Source organism: Cellulomonas endophytica, from assembly GCF_004123805.1.
GTDB lineage: Bacteria > Actinomycetota > Actinomycetes > Actinomycetales > Cellulomonadaceae > Cellulomonas > Cellulomonas endophytica.
Map to the genome: position 1 here is coordinate 37,983 of NZ_RWJX01000012.1, position 11,242 is coordinate 49,224.

Genomic DNA, 11,242 nt, shown 5'->3' on the forward strand with positions numbered 1-11,242 from the left:
TCCGGGAGGACGGGGCCAGGGCCCCGACCGGACTGTGGTCGTCGCCGGACCTCCGGGACCACCGTCCTGCGGGGCGGGCGACGAGCACCCGGGCCTCCACGGGACGGCGCCACCCGGACGAGGGCGCGCGACACCGCCGGGGAGTCTATCCGCCCCGTGACGAGGGGGTCAAAGCGTCGGCCCGCCGGCCGCCGTGCCGTCGGCGGAGGGCCGGGCCCGGAGGCGCGTCCCCGCCCTCAGGCGAGGGAGTCGGCCACCCGGATGAGCTCGTCCGGCACGTGCTTGACCCGGCCGGCCACCTCCTCCAGCGGCACGAGCTCCACGGCCTCGCCGCGCAGCGCCGTCATCACGCCGGTGCGGCCCTCCGTCACGGCGTCGATGGCGGCGACGCCGAAGCGCGAGCCGAGGATCCGGTCCGCGGCCGTGGGGATGCCGCCGCGCTGCACGTGGCCGAGCACCGTCACGCGGGTGTCGAAGCCCGTGCGCCGCTCGATCTCCGTCTTCAGCCGCTCGCCGACGGCGCCGGCGACGATCTCGCCGAACCGCCCGACCTCGGTCTCGTACGACATCGACGAGCCCTCCGCCGGCACGGCGCCCTCGGCCACGACGACGATGGAGAAGCTCGCGTGCGCCCGGTGGCGGTGCTTGAGGTAGCGCTCGACGCGGTCGATGTCGAAGGGCGCCTCGGGCACGAGGGTCAGCTCGGCTCCGCCCGCGATGCCCGCCGTCACGGCGATCCACCCGGCGTGGCGGCCCATGACCTCGACGATCATCACGCGGTTGTGGCTCTCCGCGGTGGTGTGGACGCGGTCGATCGCCTCCGTCGCGATCGTCACCGCGGTGTCGAAGCCGATGGAGCGGTCGGTGCCCCAGACGTCGTTGTCGATCGTCTTGGGGATCGCCACGATCCGGACGCCGGCCTCGGCGACCTTGCTCGCGGCGTGCAGGGTCCCGTCGCCCCCGATGCAGATGAGCGCGTCGATGCGCTCCTGCTCGAGGGTGGCCAGCACGGCGTCGAGGCCGCCGTCGTCGGCGTGCGGGTGGTACCGGGCGGTGCCGAGGAGCGTGCCGCCGACGGCCAGCATGTTGCGGATGTGCGGACGGCCCAGCGGCATGACGTCCCCGTCGACGACCCCGCGCCAGCCGTTGCGGAAGCCGATGACCGAGTGGCCGTGGCGTCCCTCGCCGCGCTTGACGACCGCGCGGATCGCCGCGTTGAGGCCGGGGACGTCGCCGCCCCCGGTGAGCAGTCCGACGCGCACGTGGGGCACCCTTCGGGTCGTGGTCGGCCGGGACCCGCAGGTGCCTGACCTGGGCCGATCGGCCCGTGCACCACCGTAGCGAGGGTCGGGACGGCTCGCGCAGGACCTGCGTCCGGTGCGCCCCGCGCCGCCGGCCGCCGGCGACGGGGCCGTGCCCGGCACACTGGGCCCGTGGACAGGAGCGACGACCGGCTGGCGGACGCGGGCTACCGGCACGTGGACCCCGTGGCCGGCGGGGCCGCGGCCCGCCGCTGGTGGGACTCGAACGCCGACGAGTACCTCGCCGAGCACGGGGGGTACCTCGGCCCGGCGGACTTCCTGTGGTGCCCGGAGGGGCTGCGGGAGGGCGACGCCCACCTGCTCGGGCCCCTGGAGGACCTGCGCGGCCGGCGCGTCCTCGAGGTCGGCGCCGGCGCCGCCCAGTGCAGCCGGTGGCTGCGCCGGCAGGGGGTGGACGCCGTCGCCTCGGACGTGTCCGCCGGCATGCTGGCCGCCGGCGCGCGTCTCGACGCGGCCGCGGGCGTGCGCACGCCCCTCGTGCAGGCGGACGCCCGGGCGCTGCCCTTCCCCGACGGCGGCCTGGACGCCGTCTTCACGAGCTACGGCGCCATCCCCTTCGTGCCGGACGCGGCGCGCGTGCACGCCGAGGCCGCGCGCGTCCTGCGGCCCGGCGGACGCTGGGTCTTCTCGGTGACGCACCCGGTGCGGTGGGCCTTCCCCGACGACCCCGGCCCCGGCGGTCTCACCGTGAGCCGCTCGTACTTCGACCGCCGGCCGTACGTCGAGACGAACGCCGCCGGGGACGTGCTCTACGCCGAGTACCACCGCACCCTGGGCGACCACGTCCGGGACGTCGTGGCGGCCGGCCTCGTGCTCGAGGCGGTCGTCGAGCCGGAGTGGCCCGCCGGGAACGACCACGTCTGGGGCGGCTGGGGCCCGGGGCGCGCCTCCCTGCCCGGCACCGCGATCCTCTGCACCCGGCGCCCGGCCTGACGCCCCGGCCGGGTGCGTGCGGTCAGTGCCCGGCGGCGTGCCAGCTGTCGCCCGTGCCGACGGAGACGTCGAGCGGCACGTCGAGCGGTCCGTCCGGCAGCGAGCGTCCCGCCCCCGCCATCTGGTCCCGCACGAGCGCCTCGACGGCGTCGCGCTCCCCCGGCGCCACCTCCACGACGAGCTCGTCGTGGATCTGGAGCAGCAGCCGCGAGGTCAGCCCCTGGCGGGTGAGCTCCGCGTCGACGCCGAGCATCGCGAGCTTGATGAGGTCCGCCGCGCTGCCCTGGATCGGGGCGTTGAGCGCCATCCGCTCGGCGGCCTCCCGCCGGACGCGGTTGTCGCTCGTGAGGTCCGGCAGGTAGCGCCGGCGACCGAGGAGCGTGGCCGTGTAGCCCAGCGTGCGCGCCTGCGCCACGACCCCCGTGAGGTAGTCGCGCACGCCGCCGAACCTCGAGAAGTAGTCCTTCATGAGGGCCGACGCCTCGCCCACCTCGATCGTGAGCTGCTGCGAGAGCCCGTACGACGACAGCCCGTACGCCAGCCCGTAGCTCATCGCCTTGATCTTCGAGCGCATTGCCGGCGTGACCTCCGTCGTCGGCACGCCGAAGACGCGCGAGCCGACGTAGGAGTGCAGGTCCTCCCCGGAACGGAAGGCCTCGATGAGCCCCTCGTCCCCGGACAGGTGCGCCATGATCCGCATCTCGATCTGGGAGTAGTCGGCCGTCAGCAGCGTCTCGTACCCCGCCCCGACGACGAAGGCCCGGCGGATCTGCCGTCCCGCCTCGGTCCGGATGGGGATGTTCTGCAGGTTGGGGTCGGTCGAGGAGAGCCGGCCCGTCGCCGCGATCGTCTGCTGGAACGTCGTGTGGATCCGGCCGTCGTCGGCGACGGAGCGGCGCAGCCCCTCGACGACCTGGCGCAGCCGGATCGCGTCGCGGTGCGCCAGCAGGTGCTCGAGGAACGGGTGCTGGGTCCGCGCGAAGAGGTCGGTCAGGGCGGCCGCGTCGGTCGTGTACCCCGTCTTGTTGCGCTTCGTCCGGGGCATGTCGAGCTGGTCGAAGAGGACCTCCTGGAGCTGCTTCGGCGACCCCAGGTTCACCTCCCGCCCGATGACGGCGTAGGCCTCGGCCGCCGCGTCCTGCACGTTGCCGTCGAAGGACCGCTCGAGACCGTCGAGCAGCTCGGCGTCGACCGCCACGCCCGTGCGCTCCAGGCGCGCGAGGACGTCGACGAGCGGCAGCTCCACCTCCGCGAGCAGCGACGTCGAGGCGCGGTCGGCCAGCTCCGCCTCCAGCACGTCGACGAGGTCGCGCACCGCGGAGGCGCGCACGGCCGCGCGGCGCCCCTCGCCGGCGCCGTCGAGCTCGAGGTCGAGCGAGCCCTGCGCCGCGGAGTCATCCTGCGCGCTGAGCTCGCGGCGCAGGTAGCCTACCGCGAGGTCGGGCAGGTCGTACGCCCGGCGGTCGGGCTGGCACAGGTAGGCGGCGAGCTCGGTGTCGAACGCCACCCCGGCGAGGGTGACGCCCCGACCGGCCAGCGCGTGCCAGGCGGCCTTCGCGCCGTGGACGGCCTTGCGCCGGTCGGGGTCGGCCAGCCAGGACGTCAGCGCGGCCTCGTCGGCGGGGTCCATCGCGGTGAGGTCGAAGGCGACCGCCCGGCCCTCGCCGTCCGCCACGGCGACGCCCCACGCGTCCCCGCCCGCCGGCGAGCCGCTGCCCCGCACGTCGAGCCCCAGCAGCTCCTCGGCGCGCTCCTCGAGCCAGGCCGCGAGCCCGCCCGCCCCGATCTCGACGAGGTCGAGCGCCGCCGCCGTCGCCTCGACCGCCGCGTCCCCCTCCTCGGGGAGCATGGCGAAGAGACGGTCGCGCAGGGCCCGGAACTCGAGCTCGTCGAGCAGCGTGTGCAGCGCCTGCCGGTCCCACGGCCGCGCCGCCAGGTCCTCCGGGCCCAGGGGCAGCTCCACGTCGACGAGGAGCCGGTTGAGCCGGCGGTTGAGGGCCACCTGCTCGACGTGCGCGCGCAGGGACTCCCCCGCCTTGCCCTTGATGGAGCCGGCCGCGGCGAGGACGCCCTCGAGCCCGTCGTGCTCCGTGATCCACTTCGCAGCGGTCTTCGGGCCGACGCCCGGCACCCCGGGCAGGTTGTCGCTCGTCTCCCCGACGAGGGCCGCGAGGTCGGGGTAGCGCTCGGGCGGCACGCCGTACTTGGTCTGCACGGCCTCGGGCGTCATCCGGCTGAGCTCGGACACCCCGCGCACGGGGTAGAGCACGGTCACGTCGGGGCGGACGAGCTGGAACGCGTCGCGGTCCCCCGTGCAGACGAGCACCTGCATGCCGGCCGTCTCCGCCTGCGCCGCCAGCGTCGCCAGGACGTCGTCCGCCTCGACCCCCGCCTTCTTCAGGACGGGGATGTGCATCGTCTCGAGCAGCCGCTCGATGACGGCCACCTGGCCCTTGAAGGGCTCGGGCGTGGCGTTCCGCGTGCCCTTGTACTCCGTGTACGCCTCGGTGCGGAAGGTCGTGCGGCCCGCGTCGAACGCGACGGCCACGTGGGTGGGCTCCTCGTCGCGCAGGAGGTTGGCGAGCATGGAGGTGAAGCCGAAGACGGCGTTGGTCGGCTGCCCCGACGAGGTGGCGAAGTTCTCCACGGGCAGGGCGAAGAACGCCCGGTACGCCATGGAGTGCCCGTCGATGAGCAGGAGGCGACCCGCCGCACGGGTGCCGGGCTGTGCGTCAGTCACGGGTGCAACCTATCCGCCATGACCGACACGGACCCGGCCGCGCCGCCCGCCGTCCCCGGCACCGACCGCGCGGGCGCCTTCGACCCGGGCACCCTCATGGGGCGCATGGGCCTGCGCCTCGTCGAGGTCTCGCCCGAGCGCACGGTGGCCACGATGCCCGTCGTCGGGAACACCCAGCCGTTCGGGCTGCTGCACGGGGGCGCCACCGCGGTCCTCGTCGAGACGCTCGGCTCCTACGCGGCGCAGGCCCACGCCGGGCCCGACCGTCGCGCCGTCGGGATCGAGCTGTCCGTCACCCACCACCGGTCGGCGGCCGCCGGCGTCGTGACCGGCACCGCTACCCCGCTGCACCGCGGCGGGACGCTGGCGACCTACGAGGTGATCGTCGTCGACGGGTCGGGGCGCAGGGTGGCGACCGGCAGGTTGACCTGCATGCTCCTGGCGGCGCGCGCCTGACGCCGGGCCTCCAGGACCTCCCGCACCTTCGCGCTGCGCCGCGGGGCGGCGTGGCCGTCCTGCGTGAGCCGGCGCTGCAGCGCCGCCGTGCTCACCACGCGGTGCGCGGCGGCCGGGCTGAACCCCAGCCGGGCGAGGAAGCGCTGCATGCTCCGGGCGCCCGGCATCGGCACGCAGTAGATGTCGGAGGCCCCCTCCGCGGCGGCGATCTCCGCCGTCGCGGTGAGCAGCGCGCGGCCCACCCCCCGGCGCCGGGCCTCGCTGCGGACGTACAGGGCCTCGACCTCGAGGTTGACCGCGTCCGAGAAGACCGTGGGCCCGACGACCCGGGCCAGCAGCATCCCCGTCACGCGGTCGTCGAGCCGTGCGACGAGCACCCGGCTGCCGGGGGCCCCGAGGAGCGTGGCGAGCTGGGTGCGCAGCCGCTCGGGGTCCGACGTGCAGACCTGCACCCCCGCGGCGACCTCGCCACGACCGGCGAGGCTCAGCTCGACGAGGTCGTCCAGGTCCTCCGGGGCGGCGGGCAGGACCAGGGCGGCAGCACGCACCGAGCACCTCCGTGTGAGCACGAGAACGAGAGAGGAGAGGTGCCGCGTCCGCCCCCGGCGACGGCAACCGTCCTCGCATCATGTCCCCGGCGTGGTGTGACCCGCCAGGGCTGCCGGGCGCCGCCTCGCGTCGATCTGCGAAGTTTCACCCGGTCCGGTGACCCCCAGGGGTCACCGGGTGGTCAGGAGGCGCCGCCCACCTGGTCGATGACGGCGTCGGCGACCTCACGCATCGTCAGGCGACGGTCCATGGAGGTCTTCTGGATCCAGCGGAACGACTCCGGCTCCGTCAGCCCCATCTTCGTCATGAGGAGGCCCTTGGCGCGGTCCACGCGCTTGCGGGTCTCGAAGCGGTCCGCCAGGTTCGCGACCTCGGACTCCAGCGCCGTGATCTGCGCGTAGCGCGAGATGGCGATCTCGACGGCCGGCAGCAGGTCGGCCGGGCTGAACGGCTTGACGACGTAGGCCATCGCGCCGGCGTCGCGCGCCCGCTCGACCAGCTCCGTCTGCGAGAACGCCGTGAGCAGCACGACCGGCGCGAGGTGCGCCTTGCCGATGCGCTCGGCGGCCGAGATCCCGTCGAGGTTCGGCATCTTGACGTCCATGACGACGACGTCGGGCTTGAGCTCCGTCGCGAGGGCCACGGCCTGCTCGCCGTCCCCGGCCTCGCCGACGACGTCGAACCCGGCCTCGCGGAGCGTCTCGACGACGTCCATGCGGATGAGGGCCTCGTCCTCCGCCACGACCGCCCGACGTGCCGGACGCGCCTGGGGCGTGCCGCTCGAGGCGCTGGGACGGATGCCGGTGACGTCGATCTCCGCGTCGGGGTTCTTCTCGCTGCTCACGCCGGACATCGTAGTGCCGCCGCCCGCCGGCCCGCGTCGGCGGGACCCCGTGCGCTTCGCCACGCCCGTCCGGCCGGTGCCACGGCCGCACCGACGCCCCGGAGCACGCCGGCGCCGAGGCTCGTCCCTCGCCCCACCCCCGCTATCGTGACCGGCGGCCCCGATAGCCCAACCGGCAGAGGCGTTCGGCTCAAACCCGATCCAGTGTGGGTTCGAATCCCACTCGGGGCACCGTGTTGACCTGCAGCAACGCAAACTTGCATCGCATACGCATCGCAGTGGAGATTCATCTGCGTTCATCTCACGATGCGAGCGTGCACCTGAGTGGGAAGTTGCCAGGTTCTGCTGCCGCACCCCCACGAGGTGTGACGGTTCGACGGGTCAAGGCGCTAGCGAGCTCGACCTCTGCTAGCCCCGCGCCAACCGAGCCGGTGGTGGTCCCTCCGGTCGACTTCGCTCCTCCACCGCTAGGCGCCAGGTGCGGCGGGCATCGCCAGCGGGTGCAGCAGGTGGTCGACGGCGGAACGCCGTACCCGTACCAGCCGACTGCCGATACGCACGGCCTCTAGCTCGCCGTCGGCGATGAGTCGGCGGATGAAGCGCTCCGTCACATGGAGTTCGGCGGCAAGTTCCGCGACCGACAAGAACTCGTCGTGGCTCGCTACGACTGCGTGCTGGTCCTGCATGGTCCACCTCCGGGTGTCCTCGAACGGCAGGGTGACGTCCGTGCAAGCACCACGGTGAAGGAGGCCCATAGACGCAGCAGTGACGACCTGCGGCTCCGCTCGCCTATAACCCACCGAGCCTCACCCGTCACTGGTTCGTCATCGCATCCCGGAGCCGCGTACCTGTTGACTGCCGGCCCATCCCGCGCACCTGAGGGCGATTCGAACCGCCGTCCTGGAGGTGGGCCTCGTGCACCCATGACGACGATGACGAGCGGCCGTTCACCTGCGGATGCCCTCCCCCGCGTAACAGCACGGTTGCGACTGGGGGCCGTCGACGTCGGCCCGGGCGTGCCATGACAAACCGCTGACGGCGCTGTCGTCATTGCCTCGGCTTGGCCTCGTCACTGCTGTGTCTATCGGTGCTGAGAAGCGTGCGTGGTGTTCCCGACACCAGGAGGCTGTGATGAGTACCGACTTCGACCCGACCGGTGGTCGGTGGATGAAGCGTGAGGAGCTGCTCGAGGCGCTTACAGTGATCGACGAGCAGGGGTGGGACGGGCCGGTCGCGACACGGGTGCTGTCCTACGCCCGGGACGTGGTGATCCGGCCGCTGGTGCTGCGGATCGGGTTGCGGGGCGCGGCGGCCGGGCAGGCGGAGGCCTCGGCGTGGCAGGCGTGCTGGCTGGCGCTGTGCCGGCCCACCATCCGCCGCGCGGGGTCCCCCTGGGGAGTGCTGTGGCAGGTCGCGCGCCGCGCGATCTTGGGTGAGCTGATGTCGGCCCGGTACGGGGCGCACGAGCGCAAGGTGTGGGCCCTGGCCCGTCAGCACGGCCAGCAGGCGCTGCTGGTGTCCCTGGAGGACCTGCGCGAGGGCGGGTGGGAACCGGCCACCACCCAGGAGGACCCGCTGCTCTCGGCCCGCGAGATCACCGCCGCAGCCATCGCCGGTCTCGTCACCGCAGGCTGGGCGGTCGAGGAGGCCGAACGCATCGTCACCAACGTGGCGCTGCGGCCCGACGCCAAGCCAGACCCGCGCACCCACGTGACCGGGTGGCGGCTGATGGCCGTGCAGATGGGCCTGCCCCCATGGCAGGCGCGCCGCCTCGTCGTCGTCCTGGTGGGCACTGAGAGCTGGGCAGGCCTGCTGTCCCGGGTGGCGATGGAGGGGCCCCAAGCGGTCCTGGCCCCGGACCTGCGCGAGGCACTGCGTAGCACCCGCATCCGGTCCATGCGCTCCCCCGCCCTGACCGCGACCCGCACCGCCGCCGGCAACGCTTCCGCGGGACGTCCACAGGCCGCGGTCGGCTGAGCGTCCTCCACAAGTTGGAGGCGCAGCCCTGCGTGTTCCGTTCGCCGCGGTCTACAGAGGACCGGTGGACCGGCCGCTCGTCCGGTTCCGGCCACATGGACGTCTTCACGCGCGGTCCGAGGAGGTGTGCAATGGCGACAGATCGGGCACGCCGATGGAGGCGCGATCCGCGGGGACGCGAAGGCAGGTGTCTGCCGATGAGCCAGCAACGCACGCTCACCCTGGTCGCGATCACCGCCGCCCTGGCAGTGCTGGCCGGGTGCACCAGCAGCGACCCCGAGCCCACCGCTACCTCGACCATCCCAGCGGCGACAGCGACGTCTGCTCCCCCGAGCCCGTCGCCGACCCCAACCATCGACCCGGCCGTGCAGCAGGCCGAGACCGAGATCCTCGAGGCGTACCGCGGCTTCTGGGACGCAACCGTCGTCACGTTCGGCGACCCGTCGAAGGATCAGGACCCCAACCTGCAGCGGTTCTCCGACGACACGGCGTTGACGGACACGCAATCGACGCTCCTAGAGCTGCGGCGCTCGGGCATCGCCATGCAGGGCCAGCCGGAGCTGACGCCGGTTGTGTCAGACATCATCCTAGAAGGCGCGGCCTCCGCCACGATCACCGACTGCGTCGACTCCACCAATTGGCAGCCCGTGTTTGTCGCCACCGGCGAGAGCGCTGCGGCCCCAGACCAACCGGCTCGGCTCGTGACCGTCTCGACTGCTTTCAAGCCTGAGGACCGTTGGCTCATTCGGACCTCTGTCATTCAGCGAGATCAGCCGTGCTGAACAGATGCTCTCGCGGCATGGCTGTCCTTGCCGCAGTCGCCTTCTCGGCGCTCTTCGCGGCACCTGCTTACGCCGCGCCTGTCAGCTGCCCGCCACGTCTACCCACGTGCACCGTGACGGTCGAGACTCCCGGCGTCCCCGGAACTGGCGCGGAAAAGCCGCCGGCGGCTCCGGTCTCCGGTGGCGGTGATGCAGCGCCGGTCTGCACTGTCAGCGGCACCGGCGAGGTGATGGCTTGCTACAGCGAGGCGTTCGGATGGTTTAACTCCGCTGACGATTGCTACTACCGTCTTCGCAATCCTCAGCCACCCGACGGCGTGGAGTGGGAGGGACACTATCCCGACGGCGCGATCTACGTGATTACGTGCCTGAACCGGATCCCGGGATCCAATGGTGGGTGGGTGTGGTTGCCTGCTCCACCTCCTGGGTACGGGGCCCCGGTCATCACCCCACGGCAGTTGGCGGACCGTGCCGTGGAGCAGCTGGGTCTGGCTGGTGCGGCGATCCGGATGTCGATCGAGGGCGACGCGTTGGGCACGGTGGGGATCCCGGTGTGGTTGTGGACCGAGGTCTCCCCCTCCACGTGGGGTCCGGTCACGGCGACCGCTTCGGTGCCGGGGCTGTCGGTGACGGCAACGGCGCAGGCCCGACTGATCGTGTGGGACACCGGTGACGGCGCTACCGAGACGTGCACCGGGCCTGGGACCCCGTACGCGGTGGGTCTGGTGGTTTCGACGTGCCAGCACGTGTACGAGCAGTCCTCGGCTGGGCAGCCCGGTGATGCGTGGCCGGTGACGGCGACCACGACGTGGGCGGTGACCTGGTCCGGTGGTGGGCAGTCGGGATCGATCGAGGTAACTCGCACGGCGTCGTCGTCGGTGCGGGTCGGTGAGGTGCAGGTGCTGATCACCAGGTGACCCCGCCCGTGCGGGTGGGGATGTGAGGGGGTGTCGCATGGCCGCGACGAGGACCGACTCAGCAGCGCCCGCTCCGGCGCGGGCGGCGGTGAATGGTGAGTTGCGTCCGTCGGTGCGCGTCGCGCCGCGGGGGCGTCGCCGGCCTGCGGTGGTCCTGGCGGGGATCGCGTTGGCCGGCTTCGGCGCGTTGGCTGCGATGTGGCTGGTGGCATCTGCGTCTGACCGGACTGCCGTGGTGCTGCTGGCCCGCGACGTACCGATGGGCGTGCAACTGACGGTGGCCGACCTGACCACGACGCCGGTGTCGGTCGACCCGGCGGTGGCCACCGTCCCCGGGTCCGAGCTCGAGGGGTTGCTGGGCCAGTACACGACCGTTCCCCTGACGGCGGGCGCGCTCCTGACGCCTGGGCAGGTCGCCCCCGACCGGCTGCTGGCCGCGGGCCAGACGCTAGTGCCGCTGCCGCTGACCGCCGACAGAATGCCCGCGATCGGGTTGAGCCCCGGCGACGTGCTGTTGGTCGTGGACGCCCCACCCCAGGGCGCGGACGTCCCGGCCGGGACACCGGCGTCGTTCGAGGTGGTCGTGGTGCGCGTCGGTGAGCCGGACGTGAACGGCACCCGTGTCGTCGACGTCGCCACCGGGCAGGGGCCGGAGCTGGCGGTGCGGGCGGCCACGGGCCGGTTCGCGGTCGCGGTCCTGCCCGTCGGGGGTGGGGACTGAT

General features: G+C 73.2%; 11 protein-coding genes and 1 tRNA gene. 7 read left to right on the forward strand and 5 right to left on the reverse strand.

From position 1 onward, the window contains the following. Positions 1-236: 236 nt before the first annotated feature. Complete coding sequence (locus tag EJA20_RS05600; RefSeq protein WP_129337179.1) at positions 237-1,262, reverse strand: 6-phosphofructokinase; 1,026 nt, start codon at positions 1,260-1,262, stop codon at positions 237-239. Between the two features lie 171 nt (positions 1,263-1,433). On the opposite strand from EJA20_RS05600, the gene EJA20_RS05605 reads away from it, so the two are divergent. Beyond that, entirely contained in the window at positions 1,434-2,255 is an 822-nt protein-coding gene (locus EJA20_RS05605) for a class I SAM-dependent methyltransferase (RefSeq protein ID WP_129337180.1), read from the forward strand. A gap of 22 nt (positions 2,256-2,277) precedes the next feature. On the opposite strand, the gene polA is transcribed toward EJA20_RS05605, so the two are convergent. Continuing rightward, entirely contained in the window at positions 2,278-4,995 is a 2,718-nt protein-coding gene (gene polA, locus EJA20_RS05610; RefSeq protein ID WP_129337181.1) for a DNA polymerase I, read from the reverse strand. Between the two features lie 18 nt (positions 4,996-5,013). Between polA and EJA20_RS05615 the strand changes: the two genes are divergently transcribed. Continuing rightward, entirely contained in the window at positions 5,014-5,451 is a 438-nt protein-coding gene (locus EJA20_RS05615; RefSeq protein WP_129337182.1) for a PaaI family thioesterase, read from the forward strand. On the opposite strand, the gene EJA20_RS05620 is transcribed toward EJA20_RS05615, so the two are convergent. Beyond that, the gene (locus tag EJA20_RS05620) at positions 5,367-5,999 is read right to left on the reverse strand and encodes a GNAT family N-acetyltransferase (RefSeq protein ID WP_240675083.1); all 633 of its coding nucleotides are present in this window, start codon (positions 5,997-5,999) and stop codon (positions 5,367-5,369) included. The two genes, EJA20_RS05615 and EJA20_RS05620, sit on opposite strands and share 85 nt — an antisense overlap. Positions 6,000-6,181: 182 nt before the next feature. Beyond that, positions 6,182-6,853 carry an ANTAR domain-containing response regulator gene (locus EJA20_RS05625; RefSeq protein ID WP_129337183.1) on the reverse strand — a complete coding sequence of 224 codons (672 nt, stop codon included), beginning with the start codon at positions 6,851-6,853 and terminating at the stop codon, positions 6,182-6,184. Between the two features lie 148 nt (positions 6,854-7,001). Between EJA20_RS05625 and EJA20_RS05630 the strand changes: the two genes are divergently transcribed. Continuing rightward, positions 7,002-7,075: transfer RNA gene (locus EJA20_RS05630), tRNA-Leu, on the forward strand. 236 nt (positions 7,076-7,311) lie between these two features. Here the strand turns inward: EJA20_RS05630 and EJA20_RS05635 are convergent. Then, positions 7,312-7,530, reverse strand: a complete 219-nt coding sequence (locus EJA20_RS05635; RefSeq protein ID WP_129337184.1) for a helix-turn-helix transcriptional regulator — start codon at positions 7,528-7,530, stop codon at positions 7,312-7,314. A gap of 445 nt (positions 7,531-7,975) precedes the next feature. Here EJA20_RS05635 and EJA20_RS05640 point away from each other — a divergent pair, with 445 nt between their 5' ends. The 4 genes from EJA20_RS05640 (at position 7,976) to EJA20_RS05655 (ending at position 11,241) form a co-directional block, all read left to right on the forward strand. After that, on the forward strand, positions 7,976-8,821 hold the full coding sequence (locus EJA20_RS05640; protein ID WP_129337185.1) for a hypothetical protein: 846 nt from the start codon (positions 7,976-7,978) through the stop codon (positions 8,819-8,821). Between the two features lie 197 nt (positions 8,822-9,018). Next, positions 9,019-9,603, forward strand: a complete 585-nt coding sequence (locus EJA20_RS05645) for a hypothetical protein (protein WP_129337186.1) — start codon at positions 9,019-9,021, stop codon at positions 9,601-9,603. Between the two features lie 113 nt (positions 9,604-9,716). Then, entirely contained in the window at positions 9,717-10,520 is an 804-nt protein-coding gene (locus EJA20_RS19075; protein WP_129337187.1) for an ATP/GTP-binding protein, read from the forward strand. Positions 10,521-10,557: 37 nt separating this feature from the next. After that, positions 10,558-11,241 (forward strand): SAF domain-containing protein, encoded by a 684-nt coding sequence (locus EJA20_RS05655; protein WP_129337188.1) that lies wholly within the window; start codon positions 10,558-10,560, stop codon positions 11,239-11,241. Position 11,242 lies beyond the last annotated feature (1 nt).

What these genes read in the sequence shown, in the direction of transcription:
- EJA20_RS05625 (WP_129337183.1), bottom strand. Translation starts at nt 6,853, where the DNA reads ATGTCCGGCGTGAGCAGCGAGAAGAACCCCGACGCGGAGATCGACGTC.
- EJA20_RS05635 (WP_129337184.1), bottom strand. Translation starts at nt 7,530, where the DNA reads ATGCAGGACCAGCACGCAGTCGTAGCGAGCCACGACGAGTTCTTGTCG.
- EJA20_RS05655 (WP_129337188.1), top strand. Translation starts at nt 10,558, where the DNA reads ATGGCCGCGACGAGGACCGACTCAGCAGCGCCCGCTCCGGCGCGGGCG.
- EJA20_RS05640 (WP_129337185.1), top strand. Translation starts at nt 7,976, where the DNA reads ATGAGTACCGACTTCGACCCGACCGGTGGTCGGTGGATGAAGCGTGAG.
- EJA20_RS05615 (WP_129337182.1), top strand. Translation starts at nt 5,014, where the DNA reads ATGACCGACACGGACCCGGCCGCGCCGCCCGCCGTCCCCGGCACCGAC.
- EJA20_RS05645 (WP_129337186.1), top strand. Translation starts at nt 9,019, where the DNA reads ATGAGCCAGCAACGCACGCTCACCCTGGTCGCGATCACCGCCGCCCTG.